The 22115-nt window shown below is 35.4% G+C and carries 23 protein-coding genes and 1 other RNA gene; 19 read left to right on the top strand and 5 right to left on the bottom strand.

What is annotated here, in order from left to right; all coding sequences use genetic code 11:
• Positions 1-16: 16 nt before the first annotated feature.
• The 15 genes from ZA07_RS12185 to ZA07_RS12120 all read left to right on the top strand — a co-directional run bounded on the left by ZA07_RS12185 (position 17) and on the right by ZA07_RS12120 (position 13242).
• On the top strand, positions 17-673 hold the full coding sequence (locus ZA07_RS12185; protein ID WP_053971946.1) for a TetR family transcriptional regulator C-terminal domain-containing protein: 657 nt from the start codon (positions 17-19) through the stop codon (positions 671-673).
• A 7-nt stretch (positions 674-680) separates the two neighbouring features.
• Positions 681-1988 (top strand): AarF/ABC1/UbiB kinase family protein, encoded by a 1308-nt coding sequence (locus ZA07_RS12180; protein ID WP_053971945.1) that lies wholly within the window; start codon positions 681-683, stop codon positions 1986-1988.
• Entirely contained in the window at positions 1985-3406 is a 1422-nt protein-coding gene (locus ZA07_RS12175; RefSeq protein WP_053971944.1) for an SDR family oxidoreductase, read from the top strand. The genes ZA07_RS12180 and ZA07_RS12175 overlap by 4 nt, the downstream gene beginning before the upstream one ends.
• Entirely contained in the window at positions 3403-3546 is a 144-nt protein-coding gene (locus tag ZA07_RS15910; protein ID WP_082316576.1) for a DUF2256 domain-containing protein, read from the top strand. Before ZA07_RS12175 ends, ZA07_RS15910 begins: the two co-directional genes overlap by 4 nt.
• Complete coding sequence (locus ZA07_RS12170) at positions 3513-4823, top strand: DASH family cryptochrome (protein ID WP_053971943.1); 1311 nt, start codon at positions 3513-3515, stop codon at positions 4821-4823. Before ZA07_RS15910 ends, ZA07_RS12170 begins: the two co-directional genes overlap by 34 nt.
• Complete coding sequence (locus ZA07_RS12165) at positions 4824-6359, top strand: cryptochrome/photolyase family protein (RefSeq protein ID WP_053971942.1); 1536 nt, start codon at positions 4824-4826, stop codon at positions 6357-6359.
• A 76-nt stretch (positions 6360-6435) separates the two neighbouring features.
• Positions 6436-6867 (top strand): hypothetical protein, encoded by a 432-nt coding sequence (locus tag ZA07_RS12160; protein ID WP_053971941.1) that lies wholly within the window; start codon positions 6436-6438, stop codon positions 6865-6867.
• A complete protein-coding gene (folE, locus tag ZA07_RS12155) occupies positions 6864-7556 on the top strand; it encodes a GTP cyclohydrolase I FolE (RefSeq protein WP_053971940.1) in 693 nt (230 codons plus the stop codon). The genes ZA07_RS12160 and folE overlap by 4 nt, the downstream gene beginning before the upstream one ends.
• Before the next feature lie 88 nt (positions 7557-7644).
• Positions 7645-8583: a mechanosensitive ion channel family protein gene (locus ZA07_RS12150; protein ID WP_053971939.1), complete on the top strand. Its 939-nt coding sequence runs from the start codon at positions 7645-7647 to the stop codon at positions 8581-8583.
• Between the two features lie 116 nt (positions 8584-8699).
• Positions 8700-9212, top strand: coding sequence for a glutathione peroxidase (locus ZA07_RS12145; protein ID WP_053971938.1), 513 nt, complete (start codon positions 8700-8702; stop codon positions 9210-9212).
• Complete coding sequence (locus tag ZA07_RS12140) at positions 9209-9673, top strand: TspO/MBR family protein (protein ID WP_053971937.1); 465 nt, start codon at positions 9209-9211, stop codon at positions 9671-9673. The genes ZA07_RS12145 and ZA07_RS12140 overlap by 4 nt, the downstream gene beginning before the upstream one ends.
• A 2-nt stretch (positions 9674-9675) precedes the next feature.
• Positions 9676-10146 (top strand): SRPBCC family protein, encoded by a 471-nt coding sequence (locus ZA07_RS12135; protein WP_053971936.1) that lies wholly within the window; start codon positions 9676-9678, stop codon positions 10144-10146.
• On the top strand, positions 10143-11444 hold the full coding sequence (locus ZA07_RS12130; protein WP_053971935.1) for a deoxyribodipyrimidine photo-lyase: 1302 nt from the start codon (positions 10143-10145) through the stop codon (positions 11442-11444). Before ZA07_RS12135 ends, ZA07_RS12130 begins: the two co-directional genes overlap by 4 nt.
• Before the next feature lie 102 nt (positions 11445-11546).
• A complete protein-coding gene (locus ZA07_RS12125; RefSeq protein WP_053971934.1) occupies positions 11547-12506 on the top strand; it encodes an alpha/beta fold hydrolase in 960 nt (319 codons plus the stop codon).
• A 205-nt stretch (positions 12507-12711) separates the two neighbouring features.
• Positions 12712-13242, top strand: coding sequence for a hypothetical protein (locus ZA07_RS12120; RefSeq protein WP_157492129.1), 531 nt, complete (start codon positions 12712-12714; stop codon positions 13240-13242).
• Between the two features lie 130 nt (positions 13243-13372).
• Here the strand turns inward: ZA07_RS12120 and fahA are convergent, their stop codons facing one another.
• Complete coding sequence (gene fahA, locus ZA07_RS12115) at positions 13373-14665, bottom strand: fumarylacetoacetase (protein ID WP_053971932.1); 1293 nt, start codon at positions 14663-14665, stop codon at positions 13373-13375.
• Positions 14666-14864: 199 nt separating this feature from the next.
• Here fahA and glyA point away from each other — a divergent pair, with 199 nt between their 5' ends.
• Entirely contained in the window at positions 14865-16139 is a 1275-nt protein-coding gene (gene glyA, locus ZA07_RS12110; protein ID WP_053971931.1) for a serine hydroxymethyltransferase, read from the top strand.
• A gap of 54 nt (positions 16140-16193) precedes the next feature.
• Here the strand turns inward: glyA and ZA07_RS12105 are convergent, their stop codons facing one another.
• From ZA07_RS12105 to ZA07_RS12090, 4 genes are all read right to left on the bottom strand, one after another.
• Positions 16194-17159, bottom strand: a complete 966-nt coding sequence (locus ZA07_RS12105; RefSeq protein ID WP_053971930.1) for a hypothetical protein — start codon at positions 17157-17159, stop codon at positions 16194-16196.
• A gap of 37 nt (positions 17160-17196) precedes the next feature.
• Positions 17197-18750, bottom strand: a complete 1554-nt coding sequence (locus ZA07_RS12100) for a hypothetical protein (RefSeq protein ID WP_053971929.1) — start codon at positions 18748-18750, stop codon at positions 17197-17199.
• A 62-nt stretch (positions 18751-18812) separates the two neighbouring features.
• A complete protein-coding gene (locus ZA07_RS12095; RefSeq protein WP_053971928.1) occupies positions 18813-19202 on the bottom strand; it encodes a thioesterase family protein in 390 nt (129 codons plus the stop codon).
• 8 nt (positions 19203-19210) lie between these two features.
• The gene (locus ZA07_RS12090) at positions 19211-20239 is read right to left on the bottom strand and encodes a glutaminyl-peptide cyclotransferase (RefSeq protein WP_369793523.1); all 1029 of its coding nucleotides are present in this window, start codon (positions 20237-20239) and stop codon (positions 19211-19213) included.
• A 94-nt stretch (positions 20240-20333) separates the two neighbouring features.
• Here ZA07_RS12090 and ffs point away from each other — a divergent pair.
• The 3 genes from ffs (at position 20334) to fsa (ending at position 22051) form a co-directional block, all read left to right on the top strand.
• Positions 20334-20432: signal recognition particle sRNA small type (ffs, locus tag ZA07_RS15905), an RNA gene on the top strand.
• 92 nt (positions 20433-20524) lie between these two features.
• Positions 20525-21328: an SDR family oxidoreductase gene (locus ZA07_RS12085; protein WP_053971926.1), complete on the top strand. Its 804-nt coding sequence runs from the start codon at positions 20525-20527 to the stop codon at positions 21326-21328.
• A gap of 66 nt (positions 21329-21394) precedes the next feature.
• On the top strand, positions 21395-22051 hold the full coding sequence (gene fsa / locus ZA07_RS12080) for a fructose-6-phosphate aldolase (protein WP_053971925.1): 657 nt from the start codon (positions 21395-21397) through the stop codon (positions 22049-22051).
• Positions 22052-22115 lie beyond the last annotated feature (64 nt).

The following is a 22115-nucleotide window of genomic DNA, read 5'->3' as shown; positions in this document are numbered from 1 at the left end:
TACTAAAAACATTGGAATGGCAAAAAAAAAGAAAATAACCTTGATGCATTTAATTGATGCCTATATGGATTATGTACTTGAATTTGGAAAAGAACCCACTTCGGTACATAAATTTGGGAAAGAACATAACATTGATGAATCTGAATTTTATCAACACTTTAGTTCTTTTGAAGCTCTGGAAAAAGAGATTTTTAACCAATTTGCGATTCAAACACTCGCAACATTAGGCTCTAGTAAGGAGTATGATACCTATGATGCTCGAACCAAATTACTTAGTTTTTACTTTACTTTTTTCGAAAATTTAACAGCAAATAGAAGCTATGTAACCTATGCCCTCAATAAACACAAAAACAATTTTAAAAATTTAAAGTGCCTATCAGCTTTAAGAGAAATCTTTATTGATTACATAGAGTCCCTAGATATTGAAACCCTAGATTTTACAGAAGAAAGAATTGAAAAAGCAAAGAAACGCTTTATCGGTGAATCGGCATGGGTACAATTACTTTTAACGATGAAGTTCTGGATGGAAGACACTTCTAAAGCATTTGAAAAAACAGATATTTTTATAGAAAAATCTGTGAATACCAGCTTTGATATTCTAGATACCACCCCACTAAAAAACATTGTAGACCTCGGGAAATTTCTTTTTAAAGAAAAAATGCCCATGAAATAAGCACCATATGAAAACCATAGACCATATCCCTACCAGTAAAATACAACGAGCCGGAAAGCTTGTTACTACGGGCGCTAAAGTAGGTGTTAACTATCTCAAATACTATGGAGATAAAATCACCAAGACCGAAGAAGAGGCCAGAGAGAATTTAGATAAAAATAATGCCGAGGACATCTATGATAGTTTGAAGCAATTAAAAGGAAGTGCTTTAAAAGTAGCCCAAATGCTTAGTATGGAGAAGAACATCTTACCAAGAGCTTATGTGGAGCAATTTTCATTGGCTCAGTTTTCAGTTCCTCCACTCTCCGCTCCTTTGGTAAACAAAACGTTTAAGTCCTATTTTGGAAAATCGCCAGAAGATTTATTTGACTCCTTCAATCCCAATTCTGTCAATGCAGCCAGTATTGGCCAAGTGCATGAAGCCGAAAAAGATGGGAAAAAATTAGCTGTGAAAATTCAATACCCTGGAGTCGCAGAAAGCATATCTTCTGACTTGGCTATGGTTAAACCAATAGCTATTAAAATGTTTAACATCAAAGGGAAAGACTCTGACAAATATTTTAAGGAAGTAGAAAATAAGCTCATTGAAGAAACTAATTACGAATTGGAATTAAGCCAAAGTAGAGAAATGGCCGAGGCTTGCATGCACATTCCACATTTAAAATTCCCCAATTATTACGAAGAATTGTCATCCAATCGCATCATAACGATGGATTACATGCATGGTGAGCATCTCTCAGATTTTGTAAAACACAATCAAAATCAAGAATTATCAAACCAGTTGGGGCAAGCCCTGTGGGATTTTTACATGTATCAAATTCACGTATTAAAAAAGGTACATGCCGATCCGCATCCAGGAAACTTTTTGGTTTCAAATGAAGGTGATTTAGTCGTTTTAGATTTTGGATGTATTAAAACCATTCCTGAAGACTTTTATGTTCCTTATTTTGAATTGGCTGAACCACACAATTTAAACAATCCTGAGTTTTTTAAGGATAAACTTTATGAATTGGAGATTTTAAAACCTGAAGACGGGCCAAAAGAAATAGAATTTTTCAGTCAAATGTTTTATGAAATGCTCAGTCTGTTTACCCAACCCATTCAAGAGGAAACGTTTGATTTTTCTAATGCCGATTTCTTTAATCAAATAGCAGCCTTAGGTGAGAAATATGCCAAAAACACCCAGATAAGAAAAATGAATGGAAATAGAGGTTCAGAGCATTTCATTTATATAAATCGAACCTTTTTTGGCCTTTACAACCTGATGTTTGATTTAAAATCCCAGAATGTAAAAATCAAGACGTTTTTTAAATGAAAGTATTGGTCACGGGGGCAACCGGGTATATTGGTAAGCGACTCATTCCTATTTTGATTAATGAGGGGCACCATGTGGTTTGCGCTGTTCGTGACCGTTTGCGAGCAGATGAAACTTTGGATGAAGAATTCGTTAGTTTTGTAGAAGTTGATTTCCTAAAAAAAGAGACCTTACAGAACATTCCTGAAGATATTGATGCTGCCTACTATCTGATTCATTCCATGTCAAATTCTTCCAAAGATTTTGAAAAAATGGAAATGACTTGTGCCGAAAATTTTAAATCACGAGTAGAAAAAACCCAGTGCCAACAAGTTATTTATTTAAGTGGAATTACCAATGAGGAAAAGCTTTCAAAACATCTTAGATCAAGAAAGCAAGTTGAAGACATTCTCAAATCAGGTACTTTTGCAACTACTATTTTCAAAGCAGGAATTATAGTTGGTTCTGGTAGTTCTTCCTTTGAAATCATAAGAGATTTAGTAGAAAAACTTCCCGTGATGATTGCTCCCAAGTGGCTTCACACAAAAACACAACCACTGGCAGTAAGAGATGTCATGTCGTATCTGTCAAAAGCTTTGGGCAATGAAAAACTTTACAATCAATCTTATGATATTTTCGGTCCAGAAATTCTGACTTATAAAAACATGTTGCTTCAGTTTGCGGAGGTAAGGGAATTGAATCGTCATATTTGGACCGTTCCAGTCATGACTCCAAAGCTTTCCTCCTACTGGCTTTATTTTGTAACCTCTACTTCATACAAATTAGCGACTTCGTTGGTCGATAGCATGAGTGTTCAAATAATTGGTAATCCAAGTCAAATAAATGAACTTCTTGATATTTATCCTATTTCCTATAAAGAAGCCGTGTCATTGGCTTTTGAGAAAATAGAACAAAACACCATTGTTTCAAGTTGGAAAGATTCCATGGTAAGCAGCGGACGATTGAAGAAGAATCTTTATAAATACATTAATGTTCCTAAGTATGGCTGCTTTAAAGATTATAAAGAGGCACATGTCACCAATACCGACAAAACCATCGATAAAATTTGGGCCATTGGCGGAAACCAAGGTTGGTATTATGGTAATTTTTTATGGAAGATTAGAGGGTATCTAGACAAATTAGTTGGCGGCATAGGTTTACGACGTGGCAGAACGAATCCTTACAACTTGCATGCCGGAGATGCTCTGGATTTTTGGCGCGTCATTTATGCAGACAGAACCAAGCAAAAGCTTCTACTTTATGCAGAAATGAAACTTCCAGGTGAAGCCTGGTTGGAATTCAAAATTGAAGAAAACCTCTTAAAACAAACTGCAACCTTTAGGCCGAGAGGCATAGCCGGACGGCTATATTGGTATGCGGTACTTCCCTTTCATGGTTTTATTTTTAACGGTATGATAAGAAGGCTTGTGGCAACATGAAAAAACAACACCTTCCCGAAAAAATATGCCCTATTTGCAATCGCCCATTCACTTGGAGAAAAAAATGGGAACACCATTGGAACGATGTAATTTATTGTAGTGAAAAATGCAGAAGAAACAAAAATCGAAATACGGCTTAGTTTGGTTTACCAATAATTTAAGAATTCACGATAACGCCTCTTTAAAGCAAGCTTGTGAAAATCACCAAAACGTTATTGCCGTCTATTGCTTTGACCCCAGACACTACAGAAATTCGGCCTTCGGATTTCAAAAAACTGGAAAGTTTCGAGCAAAGTTTCTTTTAGAAACTGTTACAGATTTAAAGAAAAACTTGGCAACTTTGAGTATTACACTTTTGGTTTATCATAAAAAACCAGAAACGATTATTCCTGATTTGATCAAAGAATTTGCGGTATCTGACATGTATTATCAAAATGAATGGACTTCAGAAGAGCAAGCAGTTATAAATGAATTAAAAAGAAACATACCCGATTCAGTCATATTCCATACATTCTACAGCCAATTCCTATTTCATCCCGAAGACCTGCCATTTGAGGTTGAAAACATTCCGCGAGTTTTTACAGATTTTAGAAAACGGATAGAAAAAACGGCATCTATTCGCCCCCTGATAGAAACCAAAAACGAGAGCGGTACCATTATTAAAAAGGACACGCCAATACCCACATTATGGGAATTGGGGTTTGAAGATTTTGAACAACATTCGCTTACTGCCTTTCCATTTCAAGGTGGAGAGACTTCGGCTTTAAACAGACTTGATCAATATTTATTTCAAAACGAAACAATAAAAACCTATAAAAAAACGAGAAATAGGCTATTGGGAGTTGATTATAGTTCGAAATTTTCACCATGGTTAGCAAATGGTTCTATAAGCGCAAAAATGATCTATTGGAATGTGAAAAAGTTTGAAAACTTACATACCAAAAATGATTCCACCTATTGGTTAATTTTCGAACTCATCTGGAGAGACTTTTTCAAATATGTCTCTTTAAAATATGGTAATTCTATATTTCGCATCCATGGAATTCTTCAACAAGACTATGTTTGGAAACAAGATTGGGATTTAATCAATGAGTGGATTCATGGTAAGACGCCAAAAGCTTTTGTAAATGCCAACATGTTAGAAATAAAACAAACTGGCTGGATGAGTAATCGTGGAAGGCAAAATGTAGCCTCATACTTCGCCAAAACCTTGAATTTAGATTGGCGTATTGGGGCGTCTTACTTTGAATCCTTGTTACTTGATTATGACGTCCACAGCAATTATGGCAACTGGATGTACCTATCAGGTGTTGGCAACGATCCAAGAAACCGTGAATTCAATGTCAAGCTTCAAGCCGAACGATACGACCCTCAGGAAACTTACCAAAATCTCTGGTTAGAACGAACTCCAATATAAATGAAAACTCTCAGACTCCTTTTAGGAGATCAACTCAATTTCAAGCACTCCTGGTTTAAAGAAGTTGACCAAGAGGTGACTTATTGCCTATTTGAAATGAGGCAAGAAACAGACTATGTAGTCCATCATATTCAAAAAGTGATTGGCTTTTTTGCGGCAATGAGACAATTTTGCGAAGCGCTTAAATCTCAGGGTCATCATGTGATTTATTTTAAAATAAATGACAAGTATAACCATCAAAAGCTGGATGAAAACTTAGGAGCACTTATCCAAAAGCATGGTTTTAGTAAATTTGAATACCAGCTTCCTGATGAACACCGCTTAGATAAGCAATTACAATCTATTTGTAAATCCCTCGCCATTCCTTCTGAAACCGTTTCTAGCGAACATTTCTATACAGACAGAAATGAACTTCAAGAATTCTTTAAAGGAAAAAAGCTATATCTCATGGAAACATTTTATAGATACATGAGAAAGAAACACGAGATTCTTATTGTAGGAGACAATCAACCCGAAGGCGGAAAATGGAATTATGACAAATCCAACCGAAAATCATGGAATGGCAATCCAAAAGTACCTCATTACAAATATTTTAAAAATGATGTAGATGTCGTCCTTAAAGACATTGAAAAGGCCAAAATAAAAACCATAGGTGCCTTTTCTACCCAAACATTTTTATATCCCATTACAAGAAATCAAGCCTTAAATCAGTTAAAATATTTTTGTGAAGAGCTCCTTCAATATTTTGGAGACTATCAAGATGCCATGAATACTGAAGAAGTAAATTTATTCCACAGCAGGCTATCCTTTGCACTGAATTTAAAATTGATTTCTCCCAAAAATGTCATTGATACCGTTTTGAATTACTACCGAAAGCATGGAAAAAACATAGATATATCCCAAATAGAAGGCTTTATCAGACAGATTTTAGGATGGCGAGAGTATATGCGTGGAATGTATTGGGCCATGATGCCAAAATTTAAGGACGAAAATCACTTAAATAACACCAACAAGCTAGCATCCTTCTTTTGGGATGGTGACACCAAAATGAACTGTCTCAAAAACACCATTCAGAATTCATTAGATCACGCCTATGCCCACCACATTCAACGCTTGATGATTACTGGAAACTATGCTTTACTCACCCAAACTCATCCTGATGAAGTGGATGCTTGGTACCTAGGGATATATGCAGATGCCATAGAATGGGTGCAACTACCCAATACAAGGGGCATGAGTCAATTTGCAGAAGGAGGAAACATTGCAACAAAACCTTATGTGTCTTCGGGATCTTACATACAAAAAATGAGTAATTATTGCACAGGTTGCCATTATGATTACAAGAAAAAAACAGAAGAAAATGCTTGCCCCTTTAATAGTCTTTACTGGAATTTTTTGGATGACAAAAGAAAGCAATTACAGGATAACCAAAGAATGAAAATGATGTATAGCATCTTGGACAAAATGGACAAGAAACAAGTAGAAACTATTAAAAAAAGAGCCTCAGACATCATAAAAAATCAAGCCGATTACTAAATGTCTTGTTAATTTTGTTTAATCTTTTATCTTTTTAGTTAAACAATTTGTATCTTTGGTTATAAACTTGAATTAATTGATCCTAAACACCACATATTTTGAGAAGGAACACAAGTCTCTAATTGAAGATATTGTGGGCAAATCATTTTCATTATGGCAATCCATCAAAATGAGAGGCATTGGTTCAAAAAGAATGATTATTCAAAAGGTCAGTCCTAATTTGCAACAATATTCAAACAAGGTTTCTGATATCAATTATGCTAATATCGAACTAAGACCACATGGTATTGTTATCTATATCAACAAAGGTTTAAAAAATTTCACTTGGGTCATCCCATACTATCAGTTGCACATTTATAAAACTAAATTTATGAGTATTCATGCTCAAGGAAAATTTATTCAGTTCAGCAACAATAAAACCTTTAAAGAAAATAAAGGGTTTCTAAAAAAAATGATGGCTGCTAAAATAGCCTATGACAAACAACATAACTTTATAAACTTGGTATGAGCACAAAAACACAGTTAAAGAAAAATGGTCATAATCTAAATGAATTTAATTCGGAAGATATTGGGAATGATCATTTGTTCACTTCTTTAGATACCCCAATGAAACCTAACGCTTTCAAACTTTCAGACCAAGAGAAGAAAGAAAAAATAAGCATCCTTTTTGAAGAAATCATGGATGTATTGGGACTTGATCTTACTGATGATTCTTTGAAAGGCACTCCCGAAAGAGTAGCAAAAATGTATGTTGACGAGATTTTTTGTGGTTTAAATCCTAAGAACAAGCCTTCCGTTGCCCTTTTTGAAAACAAATATCAATACAACCAAATGCTGGTGGAGAAAAACATTAGTTTTTACTCCAATTGCGAACACCATTTTGTTCCCATTATTGGTAAGGCTCATGTGGCATATATTTCCTCTGGTAAAGTAATTGGGTTATCCAAATTAAACCGTATTGTTCAGTACTATGCCAAACGACCACAAGTTCAAGAACGACTCACCATGCAAATTGCCAATGAGCTCAAGGCGGTTTTAGAAACCGAAGATGTGGCTGTAATTATTGAAGCGAAACATTTATGTGTTTCTTCTAGAGGCGTGAAAGATAACACCTCATCTACGGTTACAACTTTTTTCGGTGGTCAGTTTAATTCACCTCAAAAAATATCTGAATTACAAAATTATATCCAGCAATAATTGTCAAATTATCAATAACGTTTTAAAACTTAGTTAAACCCTTTCAATCCTTTTGCATATTAATTATCTTAAGACAAAAGATAAATCTATGACTTTTATAAAACGTTACATTGCTCCGGTCCTTATTCTATTGGCAGCTTTCTTTCTTCCAAAATTAGTGCTTCCATACGTTAATGATTTGGAAAAAGCCAAATTGGTTATTGAAAAAGTAAGCTCCATCATGATCATTCTAGCGATCACTTGGGCTATCATAGTCACGATTAAAGTTGCAAAAAAGAAGTACTTAACAAAGTATGATATTTCCAGTGAAAACAACCTAAGAGCCCGAAAGTTATATACGCAATTTAATGTTCTCGAAAGAGTTATCATTTTCATCATTCTTATCATAGCTATTGGTTTGAGTTTAATGTTATTTGATAGCGTGAGGAAATTTGGAGTTAGCGTTTTTGCCTCGGCAGGTATTGCAGGAATAATTGTGGGTTTTGCGGCTCAAAAAGCTATTGCCACAATATTGGCGGGAATGCAAATTGCCATTTCCCAGCCTATTCGTTTGGATGATGTTTTGGTTGTGGAAGGTGAATGGGGTTGGGTTGAAGAAATCACACTTACGTTTGTGGTTGTAAGAATTTGGGATAAACGAAGATTGGTTTTACCCACTACCTATTTTATTGAAAAACCCTTTCAAAATTGGACACGTACCACCTCAGAAATTCTTGGTACCGTCTTTATATACACCGATTATAATGTAGATTTTGATGCTTTGAGAGAGGAACTCACAAGACTTTTGGAATCCACAGAATTATGGGACAAACAGGTAAATGTGCTTCAGGTAACCGATTCAAAAGAGCGTAGTGTAGAAATTAGGGCTTTAATGAGTGCCAGAAATTCACCTCAAGCCTGGGATTTAAGAGTTTATGTAAGAGAAGGATTGATTAAATTCATTCAAAAAAATTATCCCGAAAGCTTACCAAAAACAAGAGTTTCTGTTATGAATGAATTTGATGAAAAAACTCAAATAAAAGAATAAATTAATCTTAAAAAGATGGTTAAACAATGAATTTAGGATTAAATTTATAAGAAGTAAAAATCTAAAACAGTATTAAACAACGAATGAAATATCTCACTTTAATTATCGCATTTACTATGTTTTTTAATTGTAAAACAAAAGCTCAAAATGAGCCAAAAGAGTCCATTTATGATATCGCAATAAATAGCCTTTCTGGAGACCCTATCGATTTGGGTCAATTTAAAGGCAAGAAAATACTATTTGTAAATACGGCATCCGAATGTGGTTTTACACCACAGTATGCTGAACTTGAAGAGCTGCATAAAAAATACCAAGACAAATTGGTCATCATAGGTCTGCCTTGTAATCAATTTGGAGGTCAAGAACCTGGAAGCGCGTCAGAAATACAAAGCTTTTGCCAAAAAAATTATGGCGTAGACTTTTTAATGACAGAAAAAATTGATGTTAAAGGCGAAAATCAGCATCCTTTATACAAATGGCTCACAGACAAAGATATAAATGGTGTCAAAAGCTCCTCTGTCAAATGGAACTTTCAAAAATATATGGTTGATGAGAATGGCCATTTTATAGATGTTTGGTACTCCATTACCAAGCCAATGAGCAGTAAAATAACCAAATATGTAGAATGAAAATTTTAAAACTCATCTTATTATTTCTCTTGATCAACTTTGCTAGTCTTGCCTTAGGAAGTTGGTTAATGGATAATGGTCCGCAATCCTTGTGGTACATGGATCTCAACAAAGCGCCTTGGACCCCCGCTGGTTGGGTTTTCGGTTTTGCTTGGACCTTAATAATGATTTGTTTTTCAATCTATCTGGCATTTCTGTTTAAAGATCATGACTCTTGGCCGTTGCGAGGAATTTTTATCTTCCAGGTCATTTTCAATGTTAGTTGGAACTATGTATTTTTTAACCAACATTTGATCTTTTGGGGACTGGTAGTTATTTCCATTCTATTTTTAATTATCACTTATCTCTTTTTCAAATTCAGAATTGAAAACATGAGAAAAGCCCGTTTCCTACTAATACCCTATTTATTGTGGCTCATTGTAGCCATTTCTTTGAACGCCTATATCTTTTTGGAAAATTAAAAATGGCCTTATACCAATTACATAAATTTCAGAAATTACCTATTTCTATAGAAGAAGCTTGGGATTTTTTATCCAATCCAAGGAATTTAAAAGTGATTACTCCCGATTATATGGGGTTTCATATTCTTTCTGGTGCCGATAAAGACATGTACCCAGGACAGATAATCCAATACATCGTAACGCCCGTTATGGGGATAAAAACCAAATGGGTTACAGAAATCACCCATGTGAAAGATTACGAATATTTTGTTGATGAACAACGGTTTGGCCCTTATGCACTTTGGCATCACAAACATTTCATCAAACCCATTCCTGGTGGAGTTGAAATGGAAGACTTAATTGATTATAAAATTCCTTTTGGAATCTTTGGTAAATGGACCCATCCCCTTATGGTACGTCCCAAATTGGAAGAAATTTTTGAATATCGAAAAAACAAACTTGTCGAACTTTTTGGAGCATACAAACAACAATGAAAGAACCCATCAACTTATTTTGGTTTAGAAGAGATTTAAGGCTTGATGACAATTTGGGATTCTATCATGCCTTAAAAAGTGAGCTTCCTGTCTTACCCATTTTCATCTTTGACACGCAGATTCTTGAAGGTTTGCCTAAGGATGATGCGCGAGTTACCTTCATTTTTGAAACGCTTCAGAAACTTAGAAAGGAATTGCAAAAGGAACATGACAGTTCCATTGCCATCTTCCAGGGTACGCCAAAGGACATTTTTGAAGACCTAATTGCAACATATGAAATAAGTGCCGTTTTCACCAATCATGATTATGAGCCTTATGCCAAAGAACGGGATGATGCCATCAAAAACTTACTTTCTCAAAAGGACATACAGTTTAAAACATTTAAAGACCAAGTCATTTTTGAAAAAGACGAAGTGGTGAAGGATAATGGCGATCCCTATGTGGTTTATACCCCTTATATGAAGACGTGGAAGGCCAAATTTAAAACCACTGATTTAAATATTTATTACACCAATTCCTATTTGGATAATCTGGTAAAAAATACGCGATTGCCCAATTTGGATTTAAAAGATTTGGGATTTGAAAAATCTTCACAAACTATTGAAGACTATGATGTCACCCCTACTCTTATTCATGACTATAAAGACACCAGAAATTTTCCTGCTGTTGATGGCACCTCTAGGTTGGGTCCCCACTTACGGTTTGGAACGGTAAGTATTCGGAAAATGGTTAAAAAAGCCATTGCAGACAAAAACGAAACCTTTTGGCAAGAACTAATCTGGAGGGAATTTTTCATGCAGATTTTATGGCACTTTCCACATACGGTGCATGAAAGTTTTAAGTCAAAATATGACCGAATCCAATGGCGGAATAACGAAGAGGAATTTAAAGCTTGGTGCGGCGGAAAAACGGGTTATCCTTTAGTAGATGCTGGGATGCGCCAACTGAATGAAACGGGATACATGCACAACCGGGTGCGCATGGTGGTTGGTAGCTTTTTGTGCAAACATCTTTTAATAGACTGGCGCTGGGGCGAAGCCTATTTTGCAGAAAAACTGCATGATTATGAGATGGCAAGCAATGTGGGCAACTGGCAATGGGTGGCTGGTTCTGGTGTGGATGCTGCTCCTTATTTTAGGATTTTTAATCCTACTACACAAATTGAAAAATTTGACAAAGACCACAAGTATATCAAAAAATGGGTCCCCGAATACCAAGAACTAAGGTACCGCCAGATTGTAGACCACAAAGAAGCTAGAGAGCGGTGTTTAAAAACCTATAAAGCGGCTTTGGATTAGTTTTATTAGAAACTCAATTAATTCAAATCCACCATATCGATAAAATAACCAACTCCTTCATTAAACATTTAAACAAAAAACAGTACACAACACAATACAACCATGTATAAAATCTCCCCTATAAGATTGTCTTTATGGCTTGCTCCTTTCCTGCTCTTTATGAATTGCACGGACAAATATGCGGAGTACAAAAAAGAGCCAGAATATATTTCAAAGCCAACTGCTTTAAATGAAGCTTACTTTAAAGCGTATGACGAAACCTTAAATTTATGGCAGGTCTCTTTTGAGGAATTGTATATCTCAACCACTTATGGTACGGCACATGTGATAGTCAGTGGGCCAAAAAATGCAGATCCCTTGGTGTTACTTCATGGAATGAATGCGAGTTCTACCATGTGGTATCCAAATATAGAATCTCTTAGTAAAAACCATCGGGTGTTTGCTATTGATTTTATTTTGGAACCCGGAAAATCAAACTTAGAAAGGGATATTGAAAGCGTAGAAAATGTCACCGATTGGTATGAGGAAGTAATAGCTACTTTAGAATTGGACAGTTATCATTTAATCGGTGCTTCTCGAGGTGGCTGGTTGGCTGTTACCATCGCCTTAAATAAAAACAACAACGTTAAAAGTTTAATACTATTAAGTCCGGCGCAAACATTTACATGGATTAGACCCAGTATGGATTTATTTAAAAATTTGGTCTCCTTATTTTCTTCGGAAGAAAAGCAAATTGAACAAACTATAGAAAGCATGTCCACCAAGGTAGATCAAATTAGTGACATCTATTTAAAGCAGTACAAATTAGGTTTAGAAAAAGAATCTGAGAACAAGTTTATAACGAGTATGCAACCTTTTTCAAATGACGAATTAAAGTCATTACAAATGCCTGTATTAGTGCTAATAGGTGACGACGATGTGATTAACGGAGAGAGAACCGTTGAAATCGCCCAAATGCTACCAAAAGGAACAGGTGAAATAATTCAAAATGCCGGACATTTTTTATCCATAGATCAGGCTGAAATTGTGAATAAAAAAATGCTAGAATTTTTAAAGAATTAAGGTGATAACAAGAATTTTTATCTCACATGGCTGATGAATTTCTAGCTTCTATATTGTTGATTTAAATCTTAAATCCACGACATTAGGCAACCTAATACAAACAGGCTTAGAAAAAAGGGATATATTTATTCCAAAATGAAAAGATGGTCATAATATGACGTATCCCAAAATTAAAATTATTCTCACGAGGTCTCATTTCTTCCTTTTGGGAATTGGAATAATAAATTGGATTTCAAAAACCATATTTGAATTTAGCCTAAATTACAAGTTAGCCTATATTATTACCCTTTTAATATTTACAAGCGGACTTACTCTATTTTTGTGGAATCTAAAACCTTTCAAAAGAATTGGAATTTATTATGGTTATTATTTCATTACACCACTTTTGGCTTTATTTTTTTGGTTATTTGGCGGAATATTTTTAGCCCTAATTAGTGCCGTAATTCTTTATCCTATTTACCCGAACCAAATTGTAACTATATCCAAAAACTTTACTGTATATCAAAAATTTCAAGGGTTTATGGGACCGTGCTGTCCTTATGAAATTACTGAAAAACATTTATGGCTAATTGAAGAGAAGTTAAGCGATATAGATTTTCATGATGACATACATATTCATTCTATCAGTTACCCTAAAAATAACGATGATGAATTAATAATTGTATACGACAAATATGATTTCCAAGTAGATAAAACTATAACCATTGATACGATTATAACACGGAAAAGAAAATAAATCTTTAGTCAAATATATAAACCTATAGCGTGAATCTAAAATCATAGATTTAACCTCACAACCCTTAGATTGAAATAGAAAAGGTGCTCAAAATTGAGCACCTTTTCTGTTATTATAAATCAATATATTCTTATTTGTGTTTTTTCGGATTAAAAACGGGTAGCAGTTGGGTTGATACTTCTCCAAAACCTATTCTAACACCATTTTTTTCACAATGTCCTCTCATGATCACCGTATCGTTATCATTGATAAACTTACGTTCTGAGCCATCTTCCATGGTAATCGGTTTGGTACCTCTCCAAGTTAATTCCAACATCGACCCATAAGAATCTTCGGTTGGTCCAGAAATGGTTCCGCTTCCCATTAAATCTCCTGAATTCACCGGACAACCATTCACGGTATGATGCGCCAATTGCTGTACCATGGTCCAATACATGTATTTAAAATTGGAACGGCTTACAATGGTTTCTTTTGCCTTTTTAGGTTTGATCGCTACTTCCAATTGAATATCATAGCTTTTCTTTCCTTTGTACTGCAAATAAGGTAACTGAGGTGCAATGGGCTTAGGTCCTTCCACTCTAAATGGTTCTAAGGCATCCAAAGTGACAATCCATGGTGACATGGACGATGCAAAGTTTTTCGCCAAGAATGGTCCTAATGGTACGTATTCCCATTTTTGAATATCTCTGGCCGACCAGTCATTAAACAAGACCAAACCAAAAATATATTCTTCAGCTTCCTCAATAGGAATAGGTTCTCCTATGTCATTGGCAGCTGTGGTTACAAAAGCCATTTCCAATTCAAAATCAACCAATTTGGAAGGTCCGAAAACTGGCGTTTCACTACCTTCTGGCATGGTTTGTCCTTGTGGTCTGTGCACCGGAATTCCCGATGGGATGATAGACGAACTTCTACCGTGGTATCCCACTGGAATGTGCAACCAGTTTGGCATTAAAGCATTGTCTGCTCCTCTAAACATGGTCCCAACGTTGGTAGCATGTTCTTTACTCGAATAAAAATCGGTGTAATCACCTACTTGCACAGGCAATTGCATTTCAATTTCATCCAAACGGAACAACACAATCTCTTTGTGTTTTTTATTATTCTTTAAAGAATCATTTTCATCATCAAAAATCTCAGCAATTCGATTTCTAACAGCTCTCCATGTTTTTCTTCCATCCGCAATAAAATCGTTCAAACTATCTTGAAGAAAAATATCATCCGTTAATGGGATTCCATCAAAATACCCCAATTGGTGTAAAGCCCCTAAATCTATAGCGGTATCACCTATTCGGGTTCCAATAGTTATAATGTCATCACGCGTTAAAAACACCCCAAAAGGAATGTTTTGGATGGGGAAATCTGAATTCTTATCAACATGCAACCAAGATTTTCTATTAGGATTGTTGGCTGATAAAGGCATATTAAATTTATTTTTTGTTAGTTAAATGTTCGTAAACCTACATAAAATAATTGATTTTGTAGACAAATTCAATTAAAAGTAGAAACCAAGGAAAATTGTTAATTTCTCGGTTAAAAATTGAGTGAGTAAATATATGTTTTTTGGTGTATTAAACTAATGGATTTAGTATTTTTGGGGGATTTTTAACAAAAGACAAAAAATGCAACGAGACGAACAAATCTTTGAGCTTATAGAAGCTGAACACGAAAGACAATTACATGGTATAGAATTGATTGCATCAGAAAACTTTGTAAGCCCACAAGTGATGGAGGCTGCTGGTTCTGTGTTGACAAACAAATATGCCGAGGGATATCCTGGAAAACGTTACTATGGTGGCTGTGAAGTGGTAGATGAAGTTGAACAAATCGCCATAGATCGTGCCAAAGCTTTATTTAATGCCGAATATGTAAACGTACAACCACACTCTGGAAGTCAAGCCAATACAGCAGTTTTTGCTGCTTGTTTGAAGCCAGGTGATACCATATTGGGATTTGATCTTTCTCATGGTGGACACTTGACCCATGGGTCTCCAGTAAACTTTTCGGGTAAATTATATAATCCGGTTTTCTATGGTGTAGATAAAGAAACAGGTATTATTGATTATGCCCATGTTGAAAAGGCAGCCAAAGAGCACCAACCAAAGTTGATTATTGCTGGAGCCTCTGCCTATTCTAGAGATATGGACTTTAAGAAGTTTAGAGAAATCGCTGATAGTGTGGGCGCTATTTTAATGGCTGATATTTCACATCCTGCGGGATTGATTGCTAAAGGAATTTTGAGCGATCCGCTTCCACATTGTCACATTGTTACAACAACTACGCATAAAACCTTGAGAGGTCCTCGTGGTGGTATGATTATGATGGGGAAAGATTTTGACAACCCATTTGGATTGACCTTAAAAAATGGCAGTTTGAGAAAAATGTCTTCGCTTTTGGATTCAGCCGTATTCCCAGGAAATCAAGGTGGACCATTAGAGCACATTATTGCTGCTAAAGCTATTGCCTTTGGTGAAGCTTTAACTGATGAGTTTTTAACTTATACCTTACAGGTAAAAAAGAATGCCGAAGCCATGGCAGCCGCTTTTGTTAAAAGAGGCTACAACATCATCTCTAATGGAACCGATAACCACATGATGTTAATCGATTTGAGAAATAAGGATATTTCAGGAAAAGATGCTGAAGAGGCTTTGGTTAAGGCAGATATTACCGTGAACAAAAACATGGTGCCATTTGATGACAAATCCCCTTTCGTCACTTCTGGAATTCGTGTGGGAACACCAGCCGTTACAAGTAGAGGTTTAAAAGAAGGAGATATGGAAACCATCGTTGGTTTAATTGATGACGTTATCACAAACTATCAAGACGAAGCCAAGTTGGAAGAAATCGCTTCTAAAGTCAATGATATGATGAGCGACTTACCATTGTTTGCTTCCTAATTTTAAAGAAATCATTCTATTCATAAAAAAGCCTGCTAAAACTAGCAGGCTTTTTTATTTATTCTTCTTAATAGGAATTTTAATCTGAAAATCAATACTAATTAAATGTTCATATTGAAACTTGGTTTCAGGATAAACTTGAAGAAATGTTGGTTTGTAAATAACTCCTGCGCTAATTATTCTATTGAAATTTAGATAGCAATTGCCTATTAGTCCTACAGCATGTATGATGGACTTTTCTCCATTCCAAGGATCGGGCTCATCTTCATCAAATTCTTCAAATTTCCATCGATTTATACTATAATTTAAACCATAACCTACATTCAATCTATGTAGAATTTTGTTATCCGTAAGTGACAAATAATATGTATTCAATTTTTCATCTGAAAATAATAATCTTCCTGAGGAGAAAGCCAGACTCACATTAAAATATTTATCTTCTCTATAATAATAATAATCAAACCCCGTACGAAAACCAAACACCCCCGTTTGCACTCTAACACCATGTTGTTTTGTATCCATATTAAACCCATTTATGGAAGGGATAGATATCACTAAATTCATATCACCTGGTGTCCTAAGAAATTCTCTTTTAAAATAATTAGCAATTTTCACTCCCTTTTCTCTTATTGGCGGGAATATTGTATAAGTAGTATCTTGTGAACTTAAGAAAATTTCTTTTCCATAGTAAAATCGTTTTTGGTTCGTAAAATCTATTCCATATGTTACTGGAATGAAATGAAAACCCAAAAGATTAGCAAACAGAAATGTACTGTTAGGTGATGTTTTAACCAGATAATCTTTTTGAATTGAATCTGAAGTAAGCCATATCAAATTTAAATCCTCTTTAGACCTTTCAACAACTACATTTGCCGGTAGAGGATAAATTGAATCATATATTTTCACTTTTGAGCCTGACACATCTGAACTTACAGACAACTCATAAGTTTTCTTCTTTAAGATTGTAGCACAAGAAGTTATGATTAAACACAACAATGTGGATAATATGATCTTTTTCATAGCTATCACCTAAGATAGCAAAATTGTATTTGAAATATCAAAAACTAGTATGCTGATAAGCGCCAGCATCTGGAGCAACCGTTCTATTGACATTTAAAATATCGTTGGGCACCTCATTGGCAAAATCAGAATCTCCTAGATTGATCGCACCAGAATTGTCCCCAATAATCATATCATTGTTATGCGGATCTCTAAAAACCGGATCGTCATTATATTGATTGCCTATATAATGATTGGTATCGCCAAAATCATAGTTGGGTCCATCAAAAGCGTTGGTTGGGTCATCAAATCGAATCAAACAATGATTGAATCTAAAGTTAAAAACCACCGCACTGTCAACGACTTCATCTAAAATAATCTCGGGATTATCATTGCCATAAATGATACAGTTATTAAAACTAGCCTCCGTTAAATCTGCTAAATATAACGTGCCATTGCCATCTTCTTGAAAATTATTAAGTAGTACCGATGGGAATTGTCTAAAACTATTATTCCAATAATTGGCTATTGTACTATGCGTAAAACGATATTTACCACCCAAGGTTCCTGCAAAAGAGGACAGTCCGGAATAATTGATGACCACGTTCTCTCCGGAAATAGAAGTATTTCTACCTAAAATCCCATAATTACTGGAGTTATAGATTTGGGTATTGGTCAGCTTTAATTTCTCATTGATCTCATTGGGATTTCCATCACTTAATATGGCCACTGAACCATTTTTGATTGTAGCATGATGAATTTCATTATTCACACTCCCTTCAAACAACCATATGGTTCCCCACTGCCCCGGAACATCAGAAAAAAGCGGTTCCAAACGATCTCCTTCAAATATGACTTCGTTTTCCATCAATTCAGCATCATCACTAAAATCTCCTTGTACTTGAAGCGATGCACCTTCAGCTACTAAAATTCCCGAGTCGGCATGAAAATGGATTCTGGCACCAGCCTCAACCAGTAAAGTTTCGTTATTAGGTACCGCAGCATAGCCATAAATAACATAGGGCTTTTCATTGGTAAATACCAATTCCTCTGGAAGTAAATACCTTCCTTGGATATCGGTTTCCACCGATTCGCCACCAATATTTAAGGATAAGGTTTCGATGATTCCTGTAGTATTATCGCGATCTGGATAGATAAAAACTGCATCTTTTACAAGCGTGACCAAATCTACCTTTTGAGACGTGATTCCAGTATTGAATTCAATCACATCAGTGTATAAAAATTCGTTATTGGAATTGGGTAAATTATTGATATCTATGGTAGTTTCAATAAAAATAAACATGGAATCTTTAGCTAGCATTTCCACATTTTCAAACTCCCTTCCTGCAATTCCATCTACATTTAATCGATACTCGGAATCCTGCCCCAATCCTAATCTAATGGACGGGATGGTAATGGCATTATCTGAGCGATTATAAACTTTTAAGTTATAAGTGCTTGACCCAATATTGGTAAAAACGGTATCCAGATAAACGGTGTCTTTTGAAAACTCCAATCGATCTGTGTAATTATCAAATTCCAAGTCTTTTCTACATGAACTGGCCAAAAGAACAAGGACCAGAGCACTAAATGTATAAAGGAATGATTTCATTAATTAGTAGTTAAGTCTTCAAAAATATAACTTTTAAAAACAAGATTTAGTATAACAAGCGGTTAATCAAACAATTCAATAATCTCTTTTGGTATTCTATTTGGCTTTAAGGTATCTGCATTCATAAAACACCATTTGGTTTCAGATTTAGCCAACAATATCTGGGTTTCTTCATTGTAAAACTCCACGATGCGAAAGGAATAAATGCCTTCAGTTTTTCTCACATAAGTTCGCATAATAATTTTATCGTGAAGTTTAGCTTCCTTCTTATACTCGATATGGTGTGAAAGCATGACCCAAAAAAAGTGATCATTGATATCTTTGGTTGTTTCCTTTTGCCAATGTTCTTTGGCCATGTCTTGAACCCACTGCACATAACGAATGTTGTTGACATGCTGAAGTTCGTCTAAATCTTCCTCAGAAACTGTAATTATTTTCTCGAGACTGTTCAATGATAGTTTTATTTTTCTACAATTTCAACCTCAAATAATTTGTCCCATCTTTTTCCAGTCACAAATAAGGTTTTGGTTTCTGGATTATAAGCAATTCCATTAAGTACGTCCAGTTTTTGGTGCTGGGTCACTTTATTATGTAAAGGTGTAAAGTCAATTACGCCTTCAACAGCGCCATTTACTGGATTGATAATAGCTACCCCATTTTTCTGCCAGCGATTTGAGTAAATCTTGCCTTCTACCCATTCCAGCTCATTAAGCTCAACCACTTTACCTTTGCTATGATATGCCTGAACATAACTTTCTTCCATAAGTGTTTCTGGATTTAGGGTCCAGATTTTTTCAGTCCCATCACTTTTATAAAGCACTTGACCATCATTGCATATCCCCCATCCTTCTTTACTTTCATTGTATTTAAAGGAACTTAATTTTTCAAAGGAATTGGCATCATAAACAAAACCGGTTCCGCGCTTCCAAGTCAATTGGTATACCTTATCATTCATGACCGTTAGACCTTCAGCGAAATATTCCTTAGGTAAATCATAATTCTGAATGACCTCTCCTGTTTTATAATCTACTTTACGCAATTTAGATTCCCCATACTGGCCGGTACTTTCATATAATTCACCCTTATAAAATTCCAATCCTTGGGTATATGATGTGATGTCATGTGGATATTCATTAACAATTTTAAAGGTATAAACTTTAGGTGCCATATCATTCATGACCGTAATAGTCTGCTGTATGGTTTCTGTTTCACCGTCCAAGTTGACTTGTGCTACCAATTGGTGTTCTCCCAATCTGATATTACTTAAATCAACAGATGAAGACACGGGTTTTCCATCAAAAGAAAAAGTCACCTCTCCCAAATCATAGTTTTTAGGATTGTTCAAACTAAAATCCATAGTATTTCCTATAGTAAATACATGATTTTCGGAATTTGTTTTGACCGAAAGACTCTTCTTTTTTTCGGCAGAACTACTGCCACAAGAAATAGCTAAGGCACTTAAAAATATGATAGTAAGACTTTTAAACATCTCTATGTTCTTATAAATATTCAGGGCAAGTTATTTATTAAAATTCAGTTTAAAAAATTATTGTGAAACAATTAAAATGTGGTATCTTTGCACCCGGCAAGTCCTACACAACCAGCTCCTGCTTAATCCTCCAGGACGGGAACGTAGCAAAGGTACGCGGTCGTAGCGGTGTGATGTAGGTAGCTTGCCTTTTTTTGTACCCCAAAGTGAAGGTTACACTACTCCAAACACTATCAATTTCTCAATTATTTACTTACTTTTGGATGCAAAATCAACCTAAAATTTATGTCTAAAGTTGTTTTAATAACGGGCGGTTCATCTGGAATTGGAAAATCAATAGGAGAATTCTTAATGGACAAAGGCTTTACCGTTTATGGTACCAGCCGAAATCCAGAAAAATATCCAAATAGTAAATTACCTTTAGTTGCCTTGGATGTGGCTAGTGTAGACTCCATTGCCTCGGCGGTCCAGGAAGTGATAGATTCTTCTGGTCAATTGGACATTCTAATTAATAATGCCGGCGCGGGTATCACGGGACCCATAGAAGAAATTCCCGAGCAGGAAATCAAAAGGAATTTTGAAACCAATTTCTTTGGTCCTATCAACGTTATCAAAGCAGTGCTTCCCCAAATGAGACTGCAAGGATCGGGTTTGATTATTAATATTACCTCTATTGCAGGATACATGGGCCTTCCCTATCGTGGTGTATACAGTGCTAGTAAAGGCGCATTGGAACTAATTACGGAAGCCTTTAGGATGGAGTTAAAACCTTTCAACATAGAAATGACCAATGTGGCCCCAGGGGATTTTGCAACCAATATAGCTGCTGGAAGATATCACGCACCAGTTTTAGAAGATTCTCCATATAAAATGGCTTATGGCAATACCTTGAAACTTATGGATGACCATGTAGATTCAGGAAGTGACCCCAAACAAATGGCCGAAGCCATCTATAAAATTATTAATACGGATAAACCAAAAGTGCATTATAAGGTGGGAGAATTCATGCAAAAGTTCTCCATTTTTCTGAAACGTATTCTACCAGACAAACTATATGAAAAACTCCTTATGAATCATTATAAATTGTAATTTTGCAGCGCAATATTTCAAAACAAAATAAAAAGTGTTATTTTTACACTTATAAACACAAGCACTATGAAATTTTTTATTGACACAGCTAATTTAGATCAGATTAAAGAAGCACAAGATTTAGGAGTTTTGGATGGCGTTACAACCAACCCATCTTTAATGGCAAAAGAAGGTATTACCGGCCATGATAATATTATGAAGCACTACGTAGACATCTGTAATATTGTAGATGGTGATGTGAGTGCCGAAGTGATTTCTACCGATTTTGAAGGTATGGTTCGTGAAGGTGAGGCTTTGGCCGAATTGCATGACCAAATTGTTATTAAGCTTCCTATGATCAAGGATGGAGTTAAGGCATGTAAGTACTTTTCTGATAAAGGTATTAAAACCAATGTGACCTTAGTATTTTCTCCAGGGCAAGCCTTATTGGCTGCCAAGGCTGGTGCAACCTATGTTTCTCCATTTATTGGACGTTTAGATGACATCTCTACGGATGGTCTAAACCTAATTTCTGAAATCCGTCACATATTTGACAATTATGGATACGAAACCAATATTTTAGCCGCTTCTGTGCGTCACACCATGCATGTTATTGACTGTGCTAAAATTGGTGCTGATGTTATGACTGGACCATTAAGTTCTATTACTGGTTTACTTAACCACCCATTAACAGACATTGGTTTAGAAAAATTCTTAGCTGATTACAATAAAGGAAATAAATAAGTTTAGTTTCCACATTCTATAAATAAAAAAGCCTCAGAAATCCTGAGGCTTTTTTATTATAAAG

It is taken from the genome of Mangrovimonas sp. ST2L15 (assembly GCF_001280515.1).
GTDB classification, from domain to species: Bacteria; Bacteroidota; Bacteroidia; order Flavobacteriales; family Flavobacteriaceae; genus Mangrovimonas; species Mangrovimonas futianensis.
Note: the sequence above shows the minus strand (reverse complement) of the source record. Positions and strands in the feature narration are given on the sequence as shown.

Coding starts and splice junctions, on each gene's coding strand:
- glyA (WP_053971931.1), top strand. CDS start 14,865: ATGCAACGAGACGAACAAATCTTTGAGCTTATAGAAGCTGAACACGAA.
- folE (WP_053971940.1), top strand. CDS start 6,864: ATGAGCACAAAAACACAGTTAAAGAAAAATGGTCATAATCTAAATGAA.
- ZA07_RS15910 (WP_082316576.1), top strand. CDS start 3,403: ATGAAAAAACAACACCTTCCCGAAAAAATATGCCCTATTTGCAATCGC.
- ZA07_RS12170 (WP_053971943.1), top strand. CDS start 3,513: ATGCAGAAGAAACAAAAATCGAAATACGGCTTAGTTTGGTTTACCAAT.
- ZA07_RS12165 (WP_053971942.1), top strand. CDS start 4,824: ATGAAAACTCTCAGACTCCTTTTAGGAGATCAACTCAATTTCAAGCAC.
- ZA07_RS12175 (WP_053971944.1), top strand. CDS start 1,985: ATGAAAGTATTGGTCACGGGGGCAACCGGGTATATTGGTAAGCGACTC.
- ZA07_RS12150 (WP_053971939.1), top strand. CDS start 7,645: ATGACTTTTATAAAACGTTACATTGCTCCGGTCCTTATTCTATTGGCA.
- ZA07_RS12105 (WP_053971930.1), bottom strand. CDS start 17,159: ATGAAAAAGATCATATTATCCACATTGTTGTGTTTAATCATAACTTCT.
- ZA07_RS12140 (WP_053971937.1), top strand. CDS start 9,209: ATGAAAATTTTAAAACTCATCTTATTATTTCTCTTGATCAACTTTGCT.
- fahA (WP_053971932.1), bottom strand. CDS start 14,665: ATGCCTTTATCAGCCAACAATCCTAATAGAAAATCTTGGTTGCATGTT.
- ZA07_RS12125 (WP_053971934.1), top strand. CDS start 11,547: ATGTATAAAATCTCCCCTATAAGATTGTCTTTATGGCTTGCTCCTTTC.
- ZA07_RS12090 (WP_369793523.1), bottom strand. CDS start 20,239: ATGTTTAAAAGTCTTACTATCATATTTTTAAGTGCCTTAGCTATTTCT.
- ZA07_RS12130 (WP_053971935.1), top strand. CDS start 10,143: ATGAAAGAACCCATCAACTTATTTTGGTTTAGAAGAGATTTAAGGCTT.
- ZA07_RS12100 (WP_053971929.1), bottom strand. CDS start 18,750: ATGAAATCATTCCTTTATACATTTAGTGCTCTGGTCCTTGTTCTTTTG.
- ZA07_RS12135 (WP_053971936.1), top strand. CDS start 9,676: ATGGCCTTATACCAATTACATAAATTTCAGAAATTACCTATTTCTATA.
- ZA07_RS12145 (WP_053971938.1), top strand. CDS start 8,700: ATGTTTTTTAATTGTAAAACAAAAGCTCAAAATGAGCCAAAAGAGTCC.
- fsa (WP_053971925.1), top strand. CDS start 21,395: ATGAAATTTTTTATTGACACAGCTAATTTAGATCAGATTAAAGAAGCA.
- ZA07_RS12185 (WP_053971946.1), top strand. CDS start 17: ATGGCAAAAAAAAAGAAAATAACCTTGATGCATTTAATTGATGCCTAT.
- ZA07_RS12085 (WP_053971926.1), top strand. CDS start 20,525: ATGTCTAAAGTTGTTTTAATAACGGGCGGTTCATCTGGAATTGGAAAA.
- ZA07_RS12180 (WP_053971945.1), top strand. CDS start 681: ATGAAAACCATAGACCATATCCCTACCAGTAAAATACAACGAGCCGGA.